Below are 19,426 nucleotides of genomic sequence, written 5' to 3' on the forward strand. Positions count from 1 at the left end.
CGGAGGAGGATCGTTTCCCCCGCTGCGTAACAAGGGAGGGGACTTGGGTCCCGGCTCTGGGCACGCGGCGCACGGCCTCAGGCGGCGCCGCCGGCCTGCGGGAAGGCGACGGCCGCGCGCCCCGCCTCAAGCCGCGCCACAGGGACGCGGAAGGGGGAGCAGGAGACGTAGGTCAGGCCCACCCGGTGGAAGAAGTCGATGGACTCAGGGTCGCCTCCGTGCTCGCCGCACACGCCGAGCTTGAGGGACGGCTTGGTGGCGCGGCCGCGCTCAACACCCACCTCCACCAGGCGGCCCACGCCGCGCTCGTCGATCGTCTCGAAGGGAGAGACGCCGAAGACGCCCTCGTCGAGGTAGGCCTTGAAGAAGGTGCCCTCGACGTCGTCGCGTGAGAAGCCCCACGTCGTCTGGGTGAGGTCGTTGGTGCCGAAGGAGAAGAAGTCAGCCTCCTCAGCGATGGTGTCCGCGGAGACGGCGGCACGCGGCAGCTCGATCATGCACCCGATAGGGAAGTCGAGCGGGTAGCCCGACTCCTCGCTCACCTCGCGCAGCACCGCCTCGGCCCGCTCGCGGGCGATCTGCAGCTCACGCACGGAGCCGACCAGCGGGATCATGATCTCCGGGTGCGGGTCGCCACCGGCCTTGAGGCGCTCGACGGCGGCCTCGGCGATGGCCCTCACCTGCAGCTCGATGAGGCCCGGCATGCTCAGCAGCAGGCGCACGCCACGCAGGCCGAGCATGGGGTTGGCCTCGTGGTTGCGGCGCACAACGGCCAGCAGCTTCTCCTCCTCAGGGTCGGCGCCGCCGGTGGCGCGGTCCACCGCGACCTTGACGCTCAGCTCGGTGAGGTCCGGCAGGAACTCGTGCAGCGGCGGGTCGATAAGGCGCACCGTCATGGGCTTGCCGTTCATCGTCTCGAACATCTGGACAAAGTCGCCCTTCTGCAGCGGCAGCAGGGCCTCGAGGGCGGCCGCGCGCTCCTCGTCGGAGTCGGCGAGGATGAGGTTCTGGACAAACTGCTTGCGCTCACCGAGGAACATGTGCTCGGTGCGGCACAGGCCCACGCCCTCGGCCCCGCGGTGGATGGCGTGGCGGGCGTCGTCGGGGGTGTCGGCGTTGGCACGCACCTCGAGGCGGCGGACCTTGTCGGCGTGGCGCATGAGGCGGTCCACGCTGGTGACAAGCTCGCGGGTGTCAACGTCCCCAGCGGTGTCCAGGGCCTCGGTCAGGCCCCGGCGCAGGTAGGTCATGACCGGCGAGTCGGTGACCGGGACGTCGCCGAGGAAGACCTCCCCGGTCTGGCCGTCGATGGCGATGACGTCGGAGGAGGTCAGGGTCAGGTCCTCACGACCGCGCACGCGCAGGGTGCCGGCCTCGGCATCGACCTCGAGCTCGTCGGCGCCGACGACGCAGGTCTTGCCCATGCCGCGGGCGACGACGGCGGCGTGGGAGGTCTTGCCGCCACGGGCGGTGAGGACGCCGACGGCGGCGACCATGCCGGGAAGGTCGTCGGGGTTGGTCTCGCGGCGCACGAGGACGACTGACTCGCCGGCCTCGGAGCGCGCGATGGCCTCGGCGTTGTTGAAGGCGATGTAGCCGACGGCGGCGCCGGGCGAGGCGGGCATGGCCCGGGTGAGCAGGTCACGCGAGCCGGCGTCGTGGCCGGCGGCGAACTGCGGGAACATCAGCTGGGTGAGCTGGTCGCCGGTGACGCGGGTCAGGGCCTCGTCCAGGGTGATGAGCTTCTCGTCGACGAGCTGGGTGGCCACCCGGAAGGCGGCGGCGGCCGTGCGCTTGCCGACGCGGGTCTGCAGAAGCCACAGCTTGCCGCGCTCGATGGTGAACTCGATGTCGCACAGGTCGCGGTAGTGGGTCTCGAGCTTGCGCATGGCCGCGCGCAGGTCGTCATAGCTCTTCTTGTCCAGGCGCTCGAGGTCCGCCAGGGACAGGGTGTTGCGGATGCCCGCGACGACGTCCTCGCCCTGGGCGTTGACGAGGTAGTCGCCGTAGACGCCGCTGCGGCCGGTGGAGGGGTCGCGGGTGAAGCACACACCGGTGCCGGAGGTCTCACCCATGTTGCCGAAGACCATGGTGCACACGTTGACGGCGGTGCCCAGGTCGTGGGGGATCTTCTCGCGACGGCGGTAGATGTGGGCGCGCTCGGTGTTCCAGGAGCGGAAGACGGCCTCGATGGCCATGTCGAGCTGGGTGCGCGGGTCCTGGGGGAAGTCGATGCCGGCGTGCTCGGCGACGATGCCCTTGTACTGCTCGACGAGCCCGGTGAGGGCCTCGACGTCGAGCTCGTAGTCGAGGACGACGCCGCGCTCGGCCTTCTTGGCGTCCAGGGCCCGCGAGAAGTGGTCTCCGTCGATGTCCAGGACGGTCTTGCCGAACATCTGGATGAGGCGGCGGTAGGAGTCCCAGGCGAAACGCGGGTCGCCGGCGGCCTCGGCCAGGCCGACGACGGAGGCGTCGTTGAGACCGATGTTGAGGACGGTCTCCATCATGCCGGGCATGGAGAACTTGGCGCCGGAGCGCACGGAGACGAGGAGGGGGTCGTGGGAGGAGCCGAGCTCGCGGCCGAGCTCCTCCTCGACCTGGCGCAGGGCGGTCGTGACCTCGACGGCGAGCTCGTCGGGTGCCTGGCCGTCCTTGAGGTAGGCGCGGCAGGCGTCCGTCGTGATGGTGAAGCCAGGGGGCACAGGAAGACCGAGGCGAGTCATCTCGGCGAGGTTGGCACCCTTGCCCCCCAGAAGGTCCTTCTGGTCCTTGTCGCCTTCACTGAAGCGGTACACGTACGTGGGCATCATCGTCTCTCTCGGATCTCGTTGCGTGGTGACGACGCGACATCGCGTCATGCCACGGTCACTGTAATGTGACTGAGGTCCTAGACCAAATGCGCAGCGCCGGAACGGCTACCGCGGCCCCGGATCCGACCAACGGCCCGGTCGACGCGCCGCACCGCCGCTCTCGCGCATCTCCCGCACGTCCCAGCGTTGACGGGCGGCGAGCAGCGCCTGGCGGGCCTGCGCGGCGGCCCGGCGGGCGTGGGCCAGGCGCCTCCAGGCGGCCTCCTCCTCCGCGGAGGCGATCTCGGCCTCCACGCGGGCCTCCTCGACCGTGGGCTCGGTGTCCACCAGGTGGGCCGGGGCCGCCGCGAAGAGCTCGCCCACGTCCAGGTCCGGGTTCTCCTCCTGGGTCTGGACGAGTTCGGCGACCTCCTCCTGGGAGGCGACGGCCGGCATGGAGCCGGGCAGCGGGCGGCGGGCGGTCTCGCGCAGCTTGAAGATCGCCACGAAAGCGGCGGCGGAGGTCCCCATGAGCCAGAAGGCGGGGGCGAGCCCGCTCCCGGTGACGGTGACCAGCGCCTCCATAATGAAGGCCGCGGTGCCGCCGAACAGCGCCACGGTGATATTGTAGGAGATGCCCATGCCGCCGTAGCGCGACGACGTCGGGAACAGCGCGGGCAGGGAGGCGGCGAGGTTGCCCACGTAGGCGGCCACCGGGTAGGCGAGCAGGGCCAGCCCCAGCAGCGTCGACCACACGGCGCCGTGCTCCATGAGCCTGAAGGCGGGCACGGACAGGACCACGGTGCTCGCCGCCGCGGAGAACAGGACGGGCCTGCGCCCCACGTGGTCCGAGACCCAGCCGATCGCCGGCACGAGGAAGGCGACCAGGACGAGGATCGGCAGAGTGAGCAGCGGGCCGTGCTCGGCGTCGTAGCCGAGCGTCGTGGTCAGGTAGGTGGGCATGTAGGAGGTCAGGGCGTAACCGACCGTATTGGCGCCGGCGACCAGCACAATGGCGGTGAGGAGCTCGCGCCAGTAGGTGCGCACTATATCCCCGACCCCCAGCGGCCCCTCGGGCTGCATAATGTCGGTCTCGACGGCGGCCAGGTCGGCGGGCTCCTCGTCGTCGACCTCGGCCCGGGCGCCGCGGAAGGCCGGGGTGTCCTCGATGCGGGTGCGCAGGTACAGGGCAATGCCGCCCATGGGCAGGGCCACGAGGAAGGGGATGCGCCAGCCCCACGTGGACATGAGATCCGGAGGCAGGGCGATCATGAGGACGGTGACCAGACCGGCCCCCAGGGCGTTGCCCATGTAGGAGCCCCAGTCGAGCAGGGCGGCGTAGAAGCCGCGTCTCTTGTCCGGGGCGTACTCGGTGATGAAGGTGGTCGCCCCGGCGTACTCCCCGCCGGTGGAGAAGCCCTGGACGAGTTTGAGGCAGATGAGCAGGACGGGGGCCCACACGCCGAGCACGGCGGCCGGGGGCAGGACGCCGATGCCGAAGGTCGCCACCGCCATCATCATGAGGGTGAAGGCGAGGACCTCCTTGCGGCCCAGGCGGTCCCCGAGCTGGCCCAGGACGATGCCGCCCAGGGGCCTGGCCACGAAGGTGACGGCGAAGACGGCCAGGGAGAAGAGGTTCTGGGCGGTGCCCGAGGCATCGGGCAGGAAGGCCCGGCCGACGAGGACGGCGACGTAGGCGTAGACGCCCACGTCGTACCACTCCATAATGTTGCCGACGACGGAGCCCAGGATGGCCCGGCGCAGGGCCGCCTCCTCGACGACGACGTCGTCGTAGCGCAGACGCCGACGCCGGCGCAGGTAGGCCAGCCGCCTCTGCTCGCGCCGGGCGCGCTCGACCCGGCGTTCGGCGCGGATGACGCGCTCGCTCGGCCGCGGGGTTCTGGTATTGCCTGGTGACTGGTTTCGGTTCCATTCACGTCCGCTCGTCGCGCACCCGGGCGGGGTGCTCGTCCCTCAGCGCCATCGGACCGGTTCGCCCCTCGGCGAAGGTCACGATTCGGCATCGAACACTCCCACCTTTGCCCGAACCGGCCCCGCCCCGCCGAGTTCGCCCGAAAAAGATCGGTCGCGCCGCGCCGGGGCGAGGGGCGCGCTCGACGGCGCCCGCGCATCGGCCCGCGCAGCACGGCGGGGCGGTCCCGTGCAGGACCGCCCCGCCGCCGGGTCGGGACCGGCTCAGTCGGCCGGCTTCCCGGCGTCGGCGTCGGTCGACTGCCCGGCGTCGGCCGGCTCCCCGGCGTCGGCCGGCTCCCCGTCGGTCTTAGCGGCGGAGTCCGTCGCGGCGTCGGGCTCGACGACGACGAGCACGTCGCACCGGGACTTGCGCAGCACCTGGATGCTCACCGCCCCGAAGAGCCTGCCCAGAAGGGAGTCCACGCCCCGCGATCCGACGACGACGAGATCGGCCTGGGTCTCAATGGCGACGAGGGTGAGGGCGGAGACGGCCTCCCCCTCGACGACGACGCCCTGGGCCAGGTCGACGCCGCGCTCGACGGCGATGTCGCGCGCCTTCTCCACGACCCCGTAGGCCTCGTCCTCGGTCAGGCGCGCCTCGGCGGGGCGGATGCCCGGCGGGGCGTCGTTCAGGCGCGCCCGGTCCCGGGGGGCGACCGGGTCGAAGCCCGCGACGAGGAGCAGGACGGCGTCGTTCAGGCGCGCCATCTCGCAGGCGCGGTCGATGACGTGGGAGTTGTCCGTCAGGTCGCCGACTCCGGCGACAATGGTCGTGTAGGTCACAGTTGTCATCCTCTCTCCTCTCTGGGACTGGTCAGGCGACGGCGGTCTCGGTGGTGGCGGCGACGGCGCCGCGCACCAGCGGGTCCGCGTCCTTCTTCGTATCGATCCACTCGATGAGCAGGCCAGCGATCACAAGGAGCGCCGCGACGAAGAGCAGGGCGTTGGCGGGGTGGTTGCCCAGCAGGTGCTTGAAGATGGGACCGAAGGTGAGGGTCTGGATGAGCTGGGGGATGACGATCATCATGTTGATGACGCCCATGTAGACGCCCCGGCGCTCCTTGCGGATCATCTCAATGGCCATGACGTAGGGTACGCCCGTAATAGAAGCCCAGGCCACACCAATGCCGATCATGGGCAGGTAGAGGACCGCGGTGTGGCCGGGGCTGCCGATGCGGGTGAGCAGGACCAGGCAGACGGCGGCGAGACACAGCGCCGCGGTGTGGACGTGCTTGGGGCCGATGCGGTTGGCCAGTCGCGCCAGGAAGAGGGCGACGACCGTGCAGGAGACGTAGTAGACGACCATGAGCCCGGCGGCGAAGCCGGAGGCGTTGTTGAAGGCCTCGGTCTCGGCGTACCCCGGGTCGGACAGGTTCACGCCGAAGTAGGTGACGGCGCACATGAGGCCCAGGTACTGCCAGAAGACGTTCATGGCGTACCACTGGAAGAGGAAGACCAGGGCCATCTTCTTCAGGCCGCGGGGCATCTCGACAATGGCGACGCCGACGTCCTTGACGAAGCCGAAGGGGCCCTCCTCCCGCTTCTTGCGCTCGAGCTCGGCCAGGTCCTCATGGGTGGGCGGCAGCTCCTTGGTGGACAGCACGGAGATGAGGACCGAGCCGATGGAGCACACCGAGCCCACCATGAAGGCGCCGAAGACCCAGTAGGGGATGCCGGCGGCGGTGGCGCCCGCCAGGGTCTTCTCCAGAACGACGAGGGTCCCGGCGGCCAGGGCCGAGCCGGCGCCGATGAACAGGGACTGGGAGAGGAAGCCCTTGGCGACCTGCTTGGAGGGCAGGCGGTCGCCGATGAAGGCCCGGTAGGGCTCCATGGCCGTGTTGTTCGAGGCGTCCAGCAGCCACAGGCACAGCACCGCCATCCACACGGCGGTGACGAAGGGCATGAGGAACAGGAAGAGGGAGCAGCCGACGGCGCCGACGAGGAAGAAGGGCTTGCGCCGCCCCCACTTGTCCGACCAGGTCCGGTCCGACAGCGCCCCGATGAGCGGCTGGATGAGCAGGCCGGTGACGGGACCGGCCAGGTTGAGGATGGGCAGCTCGTCGGGGGAGGCCCCGAGGAACTGGTAGATGGGCGACATGACGTTCTGCTGCATGCCGAAGGAGTACTGAATGCCGAAGAAGCCGACGTTCATCAGCAGGATCTGGGGCGTGGTCATCATGGGCTTGTGCGCCAGATCCACTTTCCCGTCGTGGGAGAACTGTGCCATGGGTCGTCCTTGTCCTGGGCAGGCGGGGATGGTCGACGGTGTCCGGGTCCCGGGGCGGGCGCCGAACGGGGCGGCGGGTCGCTCGAGGAGGGGGCGGAACTATGATCCACCCAATATGTTCAACGATTAATAGGCTCTTGGTCCCCTCTTGGGGCGGACGCGCGGCGGGGTCGGAGCGGCGCGGCCGGCGCCCCGACGCGCTCCGGCCCCGCCGCCCGGATCGGGGCGGCGGGGCCGGAAGCGGATGCGCCGGAGGGCGGGAGGATCGCCGGCCGTCAGATCGCCTGGGCGGCGGCGCCGGGCCCGCCGTCGCGCCCGCCCACGGCGGGACCGCCGACAGCGGCGACGACCCTCTCGGCGTCCTGCTGGGCGGCGACCTCGGCGCTGAGCGGGTCGGAGCCGATCCGGGGGTCCCAGTGCTCGCCGCGGAAGGTGAACTCCCCCAGCAGGCCCTCGCCCTGGGCGTCCACGACGATGCGCTGGCCGCGCTGGATCTCGCCGAAGAGGATCTTCTCGCTCAGCGCGTCCTCGATGTCGCGCTGGATCGCGCGACGCAGCGGGCGCGCACCCAGAACCGGGTCGAAGCCGCGCTCGGCCAGCAGCTCCTTGGCGGCGTCGGTGAGCTCGATCGTCATCTCCTGCTCCACCAGTCGCTTGTCCAGGCGGGCGATCATGAGGTCGACGATCTGGCGCACCTCGTCCTTCGACAGCTGCGGGAAGACGATGAGGTCGTCCACGCGGTTGAGGAACTCGGGCCGGAACTGGCTCTTGAGCTCACGGTTGACGTGCGCCTTCATCTCCTCGTAGTCCATCGTGCCGCCCACCGTCGACTGGAAGCCGGTGGCGACGGCCTTGCCGATGTCCTTCGAGCCCAGGTTCGTCGTCATAATGATGACGGTGTTCTTGAAGTCCACCACGCGGCCCTGGGCGTCGGACAGGTGACCGTCCTCCAGGATCTGCAGCAGCGAGTTGAAGATGTCGGGGTGTGCCTTCTCGACCTCGTCGAAGAGGACCACGCTGAAGGGCCGGCGGCGCACCTTCTCCGTCAGCTGGCCGCCCTCGTCGTAGCCGACGTAGCCGGGGGGCGCACCGAAGAGGCGCGAGACCGTGTGCTTCTCGGCGAACTCCGACATGTCGAGCTGGATGAGGGCGTCCTCGTCGTCGAAGAGGAACTCGGCCAGGGCCTTGGCCAGCTCGGTCTTGCCGACGCCGGTGGGGCCGGCGAAGATGAAGGAGCCTCCCGGACGCTTGGGGTCCTTCAGGCCCGCGCGGGTGCGGCGGATGGACTTCGACAGGGCCTGGATGGCCTTGTCCTGGCCGATGATCCGCTTGTGGAGCTCGGCCTCCATGTTCATCAGCTTGGCGGACTCCGCCTCGGTGAGCTTGACCACCGGGATGCCCGTGGACATCGCCAGCACCTCGGCCACGAGTTCCTCGTTGACCTCGGCGACGGACTCGGCGTCGCCCGAGCGCCACGCCTCCTCCTTGGAGCGGCGCTCCTCGACCAGGCGGTGCTCGTCGTCGCGCAGGGCGGCGGCGCGCTCGAAGTCCTGGTCGTCGATGGCGGCCTCCTTCTCGCGCTTGACCTCGGCGATGCGGTCGTCGATCTCGCGCAGCTCGGGCGGGGCCGTCATACGGCGGATGCGCAGGCGTGCGCCCGCCTCGTCGATGAGGTCGATGGCCTTGTCCGGCAGGAAGCGGTCGTTGATGTAGCGGTCGGCGAGCTTGGCGGCGGCCTCGATGGCGCCGTCGGTGATGACCACCCGGTGGAAGGCCTCGTAGCGGTCGCGCAGGCCGTTGAGGATGCCGATGGTCTCCTGGATGGAGGGCTGCTCCACCGTCACCGGCTGGAAGCGCCGTTCGAGCGCGGCGTCCTTCTCGATCTTGCGGTACTCCTCCAGGGTGGTGGCACCGATCGTCTGCAGCTCGCCACGCGCGAGCATGGGCTTGAGGATGCTCGCGGCGTCCACCGCGCCCTCGGCGGCGCCAGCACCCACGAGGGTGTGGATCTCGTCGATGAACAGGATGATGTCGCCGCGGGTGCGCACCTCCTTGAGGACCTTCTTCAGGCGCTCCTCGAAGTCGCCGCGGTAGCGCGAGCCGGCCACGAGCGAGCCCATGTCGAGGGAGTAGAGCTGCTTGTCACGCAGGGTCTCAGGCACGTCACGGTGCACGATGGCCTGGCTCAGGCCCTCGACGACCGCGGTCTTGCCGACGCCCGGCTCCCCGATGAGGACGGGGTTGTTCTTCGTGCGGCGGGAGAGGATCTGCATGACCCTCTCCATCTCCTTGTGGCGCCCGATGACCGGGTCGAGCTTGCCCTCGCGGGCCGCAGCGGTGAGGTTGCGGCCGTACTGGTCAAGGATGGCCGAGCCGGTCTGCTTGTTGTCGGTGTTGGAGCCGCCGGCGGTGACGGTCTCCTTGGCCTCGTAGCCGGAGAGCATCTGCATGACGGTCTGGCGCACAGCCGACAGGTCCGCGCCCAGCTTGGTCAGCACCTGGGCGGCGACACCCTCTCCCTCGCGCAGCAGGCCGAGGAGGATGTGCTCGGTGCCGATGTAGTTGTGGCCCAGCTGAAGGGCCTCGCGCAGGCTGAGCTCGAGGACCTTCTTGGCGCGCGGGGTGAAGGGGATGTGGCCGGTGGGGGCGGCCTGGCCCTCACCGATGATCTCGACGACCTGGCTGCGCACGGCGTCCAGGGAGATGTCCATCGACTCCAGGGCCTTGGCCGCAACCCCCTCGCCCTCGTGGATGAGGCCAAGAAGGAGGTGCTCCGTGCCGATGTAGTTGTGGTTGAGCGCGCGCGCCTCGTCCTGGGCCAGGACGACGACGCGGCGGGCGCGGTCGGTAAAGCGTTCGAACATCGCGGTTCTTCTCCTCGGCACGTGCGGTCGGTCGGTGCGCCGGCGGTCACCCGCCAGGTCTCGGGGCAGGCTCGAGACCCCGTGGGGTGGCAGGGCGCGGGCACGTGCTGGTAAGGCTAACCGCGGGGCAGGTGCCCTCATGCCGCTGTTCGCAGTGGGCGTGAGCAAGGTTGAGCGGACCCGGCTCAAGGACGCCTCCGGCTCCGACCGCGCCCTGCGTGGGCGAGGCCGCTCAGGCCTCCACGAGGACCGTCACCGGGCCATCGGCCTGCATGTCGATGCGCATGTGGGCGCCGAAGCGTCCCGTCGCCACCTCCAGGCCCCGCTCCCGCAGCGCCTGGGCGACCGCCTCCACCAGGGGCTCGGCCACCGGCCCCGGTGCCGCCTGGTTCCACGACGGCCGGCGACCCTTGCGCACGTCCGCGTACAGCGTGAACTGCGAGACCACCAGCACCGGGGCGCCAAGGTCGCTCACCGAGACCTCCGCACCGCGCTGGCCGCCAGAGGCAGGGCCCTCCAGCAGCCGCAGCTCGGCGATCTTGCGGGCGATGGTCGCCACCTGCTCGGGGCCGTCGTCATGCGTGGCGCCCACGAGGGCCAGCAGCCCCGGCCGGGTGATCTCACCGACGACGACGGCCCGCTCGCCCTCGCCCACGCTCACCGCGGCGCGGCTGACGCGCTGCAGGACGGCCCGCATCAGCGGCGCCAGCCCGTGCCCGCGCCCCCGGGTCGGCCACCCTCGCCGGGACGGCGCAGCTGTGAGCGCACCCTCACCGGCTTGTAGAAGGCCAGGGCGGGGCGCACGTCAGCGAGGTAGACGGCGTTGGCGACCACGCCCAGCAGCCCGAGCATCGAGGCGGCACCCATGAGGACGACGACGGCGAGGCCGGCCGCGTTGACGCCGAGCCAGAAGCCCTTGGTGCGCTTGCCCGCTGCCAGGAAGTGCTGCGGGTCGCGCGTGAGGCAGTCCACCAGCGCCCACAGTCCCATGAGGCCCGCGGCCACCTGGGCGCCGACCCAGATCCAGCGCACGGACCGGGCGACGAGGACAGCGACGACGACGAGGGAAGACACGCCCGTGACCCTATCGTCCTGCGGGGCCCTGGTGGAGCAGCGACGTGCGCAAGCCCGCTCCCGGGCGCTCGGCCGGGCTGGCCCCCGCCTTGCCCTCGGGTCCCACCAGTGGCTCCTGCAGGGCGTCCACCCGCGCGGCCACCTGGGCCTCGCCGTCGGCCTGCTCCTGGGCGACATCGACCGTCAGGGGCTCGGCCAGGGGGGTGGCGCGGCGCAGCAGCGCCAGGGCCACGGGGCCGGCGTCGTGGTGGCGCACGACGCTCGTGACCGTGCCGACCTGCCGCTCACCCATCCGCACGACCGCGCCTGGAACAGGCGCGCGCCCGCTGAGGCCGTCGAGCTGGAGGAGGGTCAGGCGCCGCGGAGGGCGGCCGAGGTTGAGGGTGCGCGCGATGGTCTCCTGCCCCGGGTAGCAGCCCTTCGTCAGGTGCACGGCGGTGCGCAGCCAGTCCAGCTCGTTGGGGATCGCCCGCTCGTCCACCTCACGGCCCCAGCGGGGCCGGCCCGCCTCGACGCGCAGCGCCTCCCAGGCCAGCGACCCGGCGGGGCGCAGCCCGCTGGCGTCAACCACGGCGCGCACCTGGTCCTCGCCCACGAGCACGAGCCCCGCCGCGTACCCCTTGCCGGGGTGGTTGAAGGGACGCTCCGGCCAGCCCAGGCCGACGTCGTAGGCGGTGCCGCCATCGACGACACCCGGCCACGGGTCCCGCCAGCAGCCCAGCAGGGCCTCCTGCCCCCGGGCCGCCCCGGCCAGGAGGTCCAGCCCCCGGCCCATGGTCCCCAGGGCGTGGACGTCCTCGCGCAGGGTGACCTCGACGCGCAGCATGAAGCGCATCGAGTCGAGGAAGGCGGTGAGCGCGGGGCCGCGTCCGGCCTCGGTGACGAGCCACAGCGCCTGGCCGTCGTCGAGGGCCGCCAGCGCGTGGCTGATGTGCCCCTGGGCGTCGAGCAGGAGGGTCTCGGCCCCGCCATCGTCCGCCCCCAGGGTCCTGAGGTCCTGCGAGCCCAGGGTGGTGAGCCAGGTGAGGCGGTCGGCTCCGGTGACGGTGACGACGTCCCGGGCGAGCGCGCACACGGCGCAGCCCTCAGCCAGGAGCGCCTGCTCGCGCAGGGGGTTGCCGTGGTGGGCGGGCACGCTCGCGTCGAGGTCGCCGTCGGGCCCCGGCTGGGCGCCGGGCAGGTCAAGCACAGGGCTGCGGCGCATCAGGAGGCGTCGCCCGCGTCGGAGGAGGTCCGGGCGGCGGCGCGGGCGGCCTCGTCGGCGGCGATGGCTGCGCGCAGGGCTGCGCCGGGCTGGTTCTCGGCTGCGTCGGCATCCTCCACACGCCCCAGGCGGCCGGAGGCGTAGGTGTCCATCTCCGTCGCGCCGAAGGCGGCCATGTCCTGGGTCCACATGAGGTCGCCGGCCACGAGGCCGAACATGCGGCTCATCTGCGTGACCTCGGCGCTCGTGCGGGTGCGTCCGACGGCCTGGGTGCCGACCTGCGCGCGCGGGCCCTGGATCCAGCCCTCCCAGACAGCGACCTGGCCGGCTGGGTCGGCCGAGACCAGCTCAAGGCGGGTGATGGGCGTCGTCGTGTCGGCGTCGTCGGCGTCGGGCTCCTCCTGGCCGACGGGGCGCCAGTAGGTGGTCTCGGTGGACCAGACCTGGGCGGGGGCCAGGCGCCCGGCGCCCTCGAGGCCGGGCATCTCGAAGTCGAGGTCCTGCGAGCGAGTCGCATCGACCGTCCAGGTGGTGGTCACCTGGCGCAGGTAGGGGCCGCCGTCGTGGTCGAAGACCATCTCCTGGTAGACGGCCTGCTCGGGCACGCTCTCGCCATAGGTGAGGATGCCGTAGCCGCGCCAGGTGCCCACGAGCCAGGCGAGCGGGTAGGCCTCTGGGGCCAGGTCGTCAGGGAGGGAGAAAGCCATGGTGGCAGGGTACGTGGCGCCTGCCCGCCCCTGCCACAGCCCCCACATCCTCGGTTTGCTCTCGAAAGTACGGCAAAACCCCAGGGAGCTCGGACGCAAACCGAGGAGTTGGGCGCGGGGCGACGCAGCGCGGCGGGGTGGAGGACGTCGGGCCGGAGAGCGCCAGCGGCGCGTCGGCCGCTCGTGGCGGCGGTATGTGGAGCCCGGGGCCCGTCACGGCCCGACGTCGTCCTCAAGGGTACAGGGCGACGTCGGCCGGCCCCAGCCAGGCGGTCCGGCCGCGCTCAGACCGCGTCCAGCGGGTCCAGGCGGTAGCCGACGTTGCGCACCGTGCCGATGAGGTGGTCGTGCTCCGGGCCCAGCTTGGCGCGCAGGCGCCTGACGTGCACGTCCACCGTCCGCGAGCCGCCGATGTAGTCCACGCCCCACACGTCGTCCAGGATCGTCTCGCGGGTGAGCACCTTGCCCTGGTGCAGCGCGAGGTACTTGAGCAGCTCGAACTCCTTGTAGGTCAGGTCGAGCACCTCCCCGCGCACGCGGACCGTGTAAGCCGTGGCGTCGATCACGAGGTCGCCGATCTCCAGGCGGTCCTCCGGCTGCGCCACCGCCTCGGCCCCGCGTGGCCGCAGCATCCTCAGCCGCGCCGAGAGCTCCGCCGGACCGGCTGAGACGAGCACGAAGTCCGAGGCGCCCCAGTCCGTCTGCACGACAGCGGCCCCGCCCTCCTCCATGACGAGCAGCACCGGCGGGCAGGACATCGGCCCCGTCAGCAGCTGGCACAGGGCGCAGGCCCTCATGAGGTCCCCACGAGCGTCGATGAGCACGACGTCGGCGGAGTCGAGGTGGCTGTAGGAGGCCGGCACGGGGGCCAGGCAGGTGATCGTGAGGTCCAGCAGGGTCGCGGCCGGCAGGACGCGGGAGGGATCGGTCTCGTGCGTGAGCATGATGGCCCGCATTCCGTCTCCTGCCTGCTGCCGGGTTCCCGCTGCCCAGTGTTCCACACGAGTGGTCCCGCGGGCCTGCCACGGGTGTGGGACGATGCGGCCGTGAGCGCCACCAACCCCCTCCCCGCCGGCCACGCCGCCCCCACCCGCCCGGCGGAGGAGACGACGGGCCCCCGGGCCAGCGCCCCGGCACGCTCACGCCGCGCCTCCGGCTACGGCACCCGGCGTGGCGGCAACAAGCCCATCACCCCGGGCCTGGCGGACCCGGCCTGGACGCGCCTGGCCGTCGCCGGCACCGTCCCCGCCCTGCTCGCCGCCACCGCGCCGCTGCCGACCTGGACGCGCCTGGCCCTCGTCGTCATCCTCGTCCCCCTGGCCGCCCAGGGCTGGCCCGCGCTGCTGCGCGCCCGCCACGACCCGGGCTCCACCGCCGTCATCACCCTCACCGGGGTCACCGCCTCCGTCGTCGTCGCCCTGCGGGGGGACTTCGGCTCGGCCGGGGTGGTGATGGCGCTGAGCGTGCTGGCCGCCTTCATCTCCCAGATGGTCCGGCGCGATGGGCGCCACGGCCTCGTGGAGGACCTGTCCTCCACCGTCACGGGCAACCTCGTGGTCGTCTGCGGCGCTGGGTGGTGCGCACTCGAGCCGGGGGTCGCGGACCCCTCCGTCATGGTGCCCTGCGCGCTGGCGCTGCTCGTGGGCGCCCTGCTGACCACCTTGGACGTGCCCGCCTCGGTGCTCGAGGCGCTGACCACCACGGTCCCGGCCCTCGTCGCCGGTGTCGCGGGAGCCGTGCTCGCCGCCGTCGGCTTCTTCGGCCCTGCCCACGTGGGCACCGTCGCGGCCCTGCAGTCGGCAGCCGCCTGCCTGCTGGCGGGCTTCCTCGCCGGGGTCCTCATGTCCGCGGGCAACCGGGTGCTGTGGACGCACCGCTGGGTGCCGGGCGGACGGGCGGCGATCACCAGCGCGCTCGTGCCCGTGCTCGCCGTCGGCGGCCCTGTCTACGCCATCGCCCGGCTCATGGGCACCTTCCTGGCCGGCTGAGCCCGCCCACGGCACCGGCTGCCCACGGCACCGGCTGAGCCCGCCCAGCCCGCACGCGTCGTCGGCGCCTGAGCCCTGCCGGCGCCTCAGCGGCCGGCGGACAGGGAGGGACGGTGCTTCTCGATCGCCACGGCCCGGATGCGCCCACGCGGACGACGGGCCATGTGGATGACCATGACCTCGCCCGTGCGCAGCCACGGGTCCCGGTCCGGCACGGCACGAAGCAGCCGCCCCGGGGCGTGCCGGGCCACGACCTCCATCACCGTGGGCAGCACCGGCCGGTGCGTGCACAGGGCCAGGGGGGCGTCTGGGACACGCAGGGCCCGCTCGACCAGCCGACGCGTGTCCTTGGGCCTGGCCGCGTGCGCGTGCTCGGTGACTGCAGGCTCCTCACGCAGCCTGAGGCCGGCCTCGCGGGCGTAGGGAGCGAGCGTGTCCACGCAACGGCGCCACGGGCTGGTGACGGCGGTGCGGACACCGTAGGCCGCCAGCACGGGGACGAGGGCGGCAGCCCGCTGCTCGCCCTGGTCCCGGGTGAGGGGACGGCTCGCCTCGTCCTCCTGCGCGCTGCGCTTTCCCGGGCGGTTCCACACTGAGCGCTTGACCGCCCGGGCGTGACGCACGAGCACGAAGGTCCACGTGTCAAGCCTGCCGTCCTCCCACAGGTCCCGCAGCTGGCCCAGCACCTGCCGGTCAACATCGTGGGTCAGCCGCTCACGCGCCAGCCCCACCTCCACCCAGGCGACGGCGTCGATCTCCCTGGCGGAGGCCGACTCCACCGGCTCCCGGGCCGCGAGGCAGGGGTCGTCGCCGCGGACCGGGCGGGCCGCCCAGTAACGGACCTTCTTGCGCCGGCCGTCCGCCAGCGGGTAGCGCACCGTCTCCAGGGGCTGCTCCAGGCGGACGGCGACCCCCGTCTCCTCCTGGACCTCCCGCACGGCGCAGGCGACGAGGCACTCGCCCTCCTCGAGCTTGCCCTTGGGGAAGGACCAGTCGTCGTAGCGGGGCCGGTGGACCAGCAGGACCTCGATGCCGTCCTCGCCGCCCGGGCACGGGCGCCACACGAGGGCTCCTGCGGCCAGGACGGTCCTGCGGGTGCAGGCGGGTGCCTCCGTCACGGTGCTCCTCCTCGTCAGGCCCTCGCTCAGCGCCGTCCCTTGCGGCGGGTCGCACGCTCCATGAGCGTGACCTGGATGTCCTCCAGGCGCTCGCCGTCGGGGCCGCGGACGTGGCGGGTCCAGGAGCCGTCGGGCTCGAGCCACCACGAGGAGACCTTGTCAGAGGCCGAGTGGGTCACGAGCCAGGTCATCTCCTCGACCATCTGCGGGTCCGTCAGGCGCACGAGGGCCTCCACCCGGCGGTCGAGGTTGCGGTGCATGAGGTCGGCTGAGCCGATGAAGACCTCGGTGTCGCCGTCGTTGCAGAAGGCGTAGATCCGCGAGTGCTCGAGGTAGCGACCCAGGATGGAGCGCACGCGGATGTTCTCGCTCAGGCCCGGCACACCCGCACGCAGCCCGCAGATGCCGCGCACCACGATGTCCACCGGGACACCGGCGCGCGAGGCCCGGTACAGGGCGTCGATCGTCGTCTCGTCGATGATGGAGTTGACCTTGATCCGCACCCAGGCCTCACGGCCGGCACGCTTGTTGGCGATCTCCCGCTCGATGCGCTCCACGAGGCCCGAGCGCACGGTGCGCGGGGCCACGAGCAGGCGGCGGAAGCGTGCGCGCGGCGCGTAGCCGGACAGGAGGTTGAACAGGCTCGTGAGGTCCTGGGCGACGTCGCGGTCCGTGGTGAGCAGGCCGAGGTCCTCGTAGCCGCGGGCGGTCTTGGGGTGGTAGTTGCCGGTGCCGACGTGGCAGTAGCGGCGCAGGCCCTCGGCCTCCTGGCGCACCACGAGCAGGAGCTTGCAGTGCGTCTTGAGACCGACCATGCCGTAGACGACGTGGACGCCGGCCCGCTCGAGCTTGCGGGCCCACCCAATGTTGTTCTCCTCGTCGAAGCGGGCCTTGATCTCCACGATGGCGACCACCTGCTTGCCGGCCTCGGCCGCCTCGATCAGGGCGTCCACGATCGGGGAGTCGCCGCTGGTGCGGTAGAGGGTCTGCTTGATCGCCAGCACCCTGGGGTCCGCGGCCGCCTGGCGCACAAACTCCTGCACCGAGGTGGAGAAGGAGTCGTAGGGGTGGTGCAGCAGGACGTCGCGCTCACGCATGGCGGCGAAGACGTCGCGCGGCGTCGAGGACTCCCCCTCCCCCAGCCCCGGGGCCGTGACGGGCACGTAGCGGGGGTACTTCAGGGCCGGCAGGTCCAGGTCGTGGAGCTGGTTGAGGCACTTGAGATCCAGGGGCGCCAGGAGCTCGAAGACGTCGTCGTCCTCCAGCCCGAGGGCGCGCACGAGCAGCCTGCGCACGAAGGGGCTGATGGTGTCCTCCACCTCCAGGCGCACGCAGTCGCCGAAGCGGCGCTTCTCGAGCTCCTTCTCCATGGCGGCGAGGAGGTTCTCGGCATCGTCCTCCTCGACCTCGAGGTTCTCGTTGCGGGTGACCCGGAACAGGTGGTGCTCCAGGACCTCCATGCCGGGGAAGAGGTGGTCCAGGTGCGGGGCGATGACCGCCTCGATGGGGATGAGGGCGGTTCCGGCCTTCTTGTCGGCGGTGTCAAGCTCGCGTCCCGGCACGGTGACCAGCCGCGGCAGCGACGGCGGCACCTTGATGCGAGCGAAGTGCTCCTTGCCCGAGCGCGGGTTGCGCAGCAGGACGGCGAGGTTGAGCGAGAGCCCCGAGATGTAGGGGAAGGGGTGCGAGGGGTCCACCGCCAGCGGGGTGAGCACCGGGAAGATCTGGTGGCGGAAGTAGCGGGTCAGGCGCTCGCGCTGGGTCTCGTCCAGCTCGTCCCAGCCGAGGATCTCGATGTGGTGCTCGGCGAGCCGGGGGCGGATGTCCTTGTTCCACACGTCGGACTGGCGGGCGGTGAGCGCCTTGGCGCGGCGGGTGACCTCGGCGACCACCTGGTGGGCGTCCAGGCCCGAGGCCCGCACGGGGGTCAGGCCCATCTTGATGCGGCGCATGAGCCCGGCGACGCGCACCATGTAGAACTCGTCGAGGTTGGAGGAGAAGATCGACAGGAACCATGCTCGCTCGAGCAGCTCGAGGTCCTCGTCCTCGGCCTGCTCCAGGACCCGCTCGTTGAAGTCCATCCAGGTCAGCTCACGGTCCGTGAAGCGGTCCTCGAAGGAGTCCAGGGGCGTCAGGCCCTCCTCGGGGTCGGGACCGAGGTCGATGACGGCAGCGGGGCCCTGCGGCTCCTGCGGGGCCTCCTGGACGGCCTGCTCAGCCGGGCTGACGGCGTCCTCGTTGGGCTCGTCGAAGTCCTCGTCGGCATAGGCGGGCCCGGCGTCATCGGTGAAGTCGCGGGCGTCGGCGCTCTCCAGGACGTGCACCTGCGAGGCGGGCTGCCCCGTCGTCACGGAGGCCGACGACGTCCCAGGCTGCCCCGTCGTCGCGGGCTGCTCCTGGGGCGCGCCCACGTGACGGGCCTGGGTGCGCGCCCAGCCGCCGAGGAAGCTCGACAGGGGCACCGGCTCGGGCAGGGGCGTGGTCTCGGCGTCGGGAGTCGTCATGACCTCATGCTCCCACGTGCGCGGCGGCGGCAGGCTCAGTCGAGCAGCCCCGCGGCGGCGCGGCGGGAGGCCTCGGCGAGCTCCTCAGCGGTGGCGGTGAGCGCCGAGACCCGCCGGGTGACGTGGTCGGCAAGCTCGTCGGCGTCGTCCTCGATCCAGGTGGGTGTCGAGCCCGCCGCGAGGGCCCGTAGGAAGGAGGCCGTGACGGACAGCAGCGGGGCGAGAGCAGTGACAGAGCCGGTCGCGCCCCCGGCGAGGACGGTGTCGAGCGCGGCGCGCACCTGCTCGGGTGAGGGGACTGGGCGGGCCTCGGAGGCCTCGAAGCGCGCGGCGGCCTCGGCGTCGGCGCTGAGATCGACGACGGTGGCGTAGCGGCGCGAGACGAGCCCGGGGTCGCGCCGCAGCCACTCGCGCACGAGGAACAGGCGCCACAGGGTCCCGGGCAGCGTGGTGGCCGGGCAGTCCGCCCACAGCTCGGCGACCTCGTCCACGCCCCGGGCGGCGACGGCCCGCACGCCCTCTCGCGTGAGACCAGTCTCCGGGAACCCGCCGACGAGGGCCTGCGCGGCGCTGTGGGCCAGCTCGTAGGACACGGCCGTGTCCTGGCTGCCCTCGATGGACTCGGCGTCCTCGAGCCGGGCGGGTCGGTGGAAGGGGCGGGTCATGGTGGGCTCCTCGGGCGCGGGTGTCACGGTTCAGGCCATGGCTACCCTGGCACTGTCACCACAGCGACGCAATCGGCCTCATGGCGCGGATTCGTCTCACCCGCCAGGGCGCGTGCCGGGTCGATGGCCCCAGGTGCCGCAGCACGCGCTATGGTGGGTCCGCTCCACCAGCGCCCCCTTAGCTCAGTTGGTCAGAGCTGCGGACTTTTAATCCGATGGTCGTGGGTTCGAGCCCCACAGGGGGTACGACGGGCCCCTCGGCTGCCCGCAGGCTCTCGCCGACGACCGGTGCCGCCATCCCGCTGTGCGCGG

The 19,426-nt window shown here is 71.9% G+C and carries 13 protein-coding genes, 1 tRNA gene and 1 pseudogene; 2 read left to right on the forward strand and 13 right to left on the reverse strand.

Features of this window, described 5'->3' with window-relative positions; translation table 11 throughout:
* Positions 1-77: 77 nt before the first annotated feature.
* The 10 genes and pseudogenes from ppdK to ACSJJR_RS08985 all read right to left on the reverse strand — a co-directional run bounded on the left by ppdK (position 78) and on the right by ACSJJR_RS08985 (position 13,795).
* Positions 78-2,807 carry a pyruvate, phosphate dikinase gene (gene ppdK, locus ACSJJR_RS08940; protein ID WP_435943075.1) on the reverse strand — a complete coding sequence of 910 codons (2,730 nt, stop codon included), beginning with the start codon at positions 2,805-2,807 and terminating at the stop codon, positions 78-80.
* Between the two features lie 108 nt (positions 2,808-2,915).
* On the reverse strand, positions 2,916-4,514 hold the full coding sequence (locus tag ACSJJR_RS08945) for an MFS transporter (protein WP_435943076.1): 1,599 nt from the start codon (positions 4,512-4,514) through the stop codon (positions 2,916-2,918).
* 588 nt (positions 4,515-5,102) lie between these two features.
* Positions 5,103-5,546 (reverse strand): annotated as a pseudogene (locus ACSJJR_RS08950) (universal stress protein); the annotation flags it as partial.
* 31 nt (positions 5,547-5,577) lie between these two features.
* A complete protein-coding gene (locus tag ACSJJR_RS08955; protein ID WP_435943077.1) occupies positions 5,578-6,990 on the reverse strand; it encodes an MFS transporter in 1,413 nt (470 codons plus the stop codon).
* Between the two features lie 275 nt (positions 6,991-7,265).
* Positions 7,266-9,854, reverse strand: a complete 2,589-nt coding sequence (locus tag ACSJJR_RS08960) for an ATP-dependent Clp protease ATP-binding subunit (protein WP_435943078.1) — start codon at positions 9,852-9,854, stop codon at positions 7,266-7,268.
* 232 nt (positions 9,855-10,086) lie between these two features.
* Positions 10,087-10,551 (reverse strand): D-aminoacyl-tRNA deacylase, encoded by a 465-nt coding sequence (gene dtd, locus ACSJJR_RS08965; protein ID WP_435943079.1) that lies wholly within the window; start codon positions 10,549-10,551, stop codon positions 10,087-10,089.
* Complete coding sequence (locus ACSJJR_RS08970) at positions 10,551-10,928, reverse strand: DUF2516 family protein (protein WP_435943080.1); 378 nt, start codon at positions 10,926-10,928, stop codon at positions 10,551-10,553. Before ACSJJR_RS08970 ends, dtd begins: the two co-directional genes overlap by 1 nt.
* Before the next feature lie 10 nt (positions 10,929-10,938).
* Complete coding sequence (ygfZ, locus tag ACSJJR_RS08975) at positions 10,939-12,132, reverse strand: CAF17-like 4Fe-4S cluster assembly/insertion protein YgfZ (protein ID WP_435943081.1); 1,194 nt, start codon at positions 12,130-12,132, stop codon at positions 10,939-10,941.
* Entirely contained in the window at positions 12,132-12,839 is a 708-nt protein-coding gene (locus tag ACSJJR_RS08980; protein ID WP_435943082.1) for an FABP family protein, read from the reverse strand. Before ACSJJR_RS08980 ends, ygfZ begins: the two co-directional genes overlap by 1 nt.
* A 284-nt stretch (positions 12,840-13,123) precedes the next feature.
* Positions 13,124-13,795 carry a winged helix-turn-helix domain-containing protein gene (locus ACSJJR_RS08985; protein WP_435943083.1) on the reverse strand — a complete coding sequence of 224 codons (672 nt, stop codon included), beginning with the start codon at positions 13,793-13,795 and terminating at the stop codon, positions 13,124-13,126.
* Positions 13,796-13,885: 90 nt separating this feature from the next.
* Between ACSJJR_RS08985 and ACSJJR_RS08990 the strand changes: the two genes are divergently transcribed.
* On the forward strand, positions 13,886-14,827 hold the full coding sequence (locus ACSJJR_RS08990; protein WP_435943084.1) for a tellurium resistance protein TerC: 942 nt from the start codon (positions 13,886-13,888) through the stop codon (positions 14,825-14,827).
* Positions 14,828-14,913: 86 nt separating this feature from the next.
* On the opposite strand, the gene ACSJJR_RS08995 is transcribed toward ACSJJR_RS08990, so the two are convergent.
* Genes ACSJJR_RS08995 through ACSJJR_RS09005 form a run of 3 tightly spaced genes read right to left on the reverse strand, consistent with a single transcriptional unit; the run spans position 14,914 to position 19,114 of the window.
* Complete coding sequence (locus ACSJJR_RS08995; protein ID WP_435943085.1) at positions 14,914-15,945, reverse strand: NUDIX domain-containing protein; 1,032 nt, start codon at positions 15,943-15,945, stop codon at positions 14,914-14,916.
* Between the two features lie 26 nt (positions 15,946-15,971).
* Positions 15,972-18,449 (reverse strand): RNA degradosome polyphosphate kinase, encoded by a 2,478-nt coding sequence (locus ACSJJR_RS09000; RefSeq protein ID WP_435943086.1) that lies wholly within the window; start codon positions 18,447-18,449, stop codon positions 15,972-15,974.
* 35 nt (positions 18,450-18,484) lie between these two features.
* Complete coding sequence (locus tag ACSJJR_RS09005) at positions 18,485-19,114, reverse strand: hypothetical protein (protein WP_435943087.1); 630 nt, start codon at positions 19,112-19,114, stop codon at positions 18,485-18,487.
* A gap of 172 nt (positions 19,115-19,286) precedes the next feature.
* On the opposite strand from ACSJJR_RS09005, the gene ACSJJR_RS09010 reads away from it, so the two are divergent.
* Positions 19,287-19,360, forward strand: a tRNA-Lys gene (locus ACSJJR_RS09010).
* Positions 19,361-19,426 lie beyond the last annotated feature (66 nt).

It is taken from the genome of Actinomyces sp. W5033 (assembly GCF_051303165.1).

Coding starts and splice junctions, on each gene's coding strand:
- ppdK (WP_435943075.1), bottom strand. CDS start 2,807: ATGCCCACGTACGTGTACCGCTTCAGTGAAGGCGACAAGGACCAGAAG.
- ACSJJR_RS09000 (WP_435943086.1), bottom strand. CDS start 18,449: ATGACGACTCCCGACGCCGAGACCACGCCCCTGCCCGAGCCGGTGCCC.
- ACSJJR_RS08985 (WP_435943083.1), bottom strand. CDS start 13,795: ATGCGGGCCATCATGCTCACGCACGAGACCGATCCCTCCCGCGTCCTG.
- dtd (WP_435943079.1), bottom strand. CDS start 10,551: ATGCGGGCCGTCCTGCAGCGCGTCAGCCGCGCCGCGGTGAGCGTGGGC.
- ACSJJR_RS08980 (WP_435943082.1), bottom strand. CDS start 12,839: ATGGCTTTCTCCCTCCCTGACGACCTGGCCCCAGAGGCCTACCCGCTC.
- ygfZ (WP_435943081.1), bottom strand. CDS start 12,132: ATGCGCCGCAGCCCTGTGCTTGACCTGCCCGGCGCCCAGCCGGGGCCC.
- ACSJJR_RS08960 (WP_435943078.1), bottom strand. CDS start 9,854: ATGTTCGAACGCTTTACCGACCGCGCCCGCCGCGTCGTCGTCCTGGCC.
- ACSJJR_RS08955 (WP_435943077.1), bottom strand. CDS start 6,990: ATGGCACAGTTCTCCCACGACGGGAAAGTGGATCTGGCGCACAAGCCC.
- ACSJJR_RS09005 (WP_435943087.1), bottom strand. CDS start 19,114: ATGACCCGCCCCTTCCACCGACCCGCCCGGCTCGAGGACGCCGAGTCC.
- ACSJJR_RS08945 (WP_435943076.1), bottom strand. CDS start 4,514: ATGGAGTGGTACGACGTGGGCGTCTACGCCTACGTCGCCGTCCTCGTC.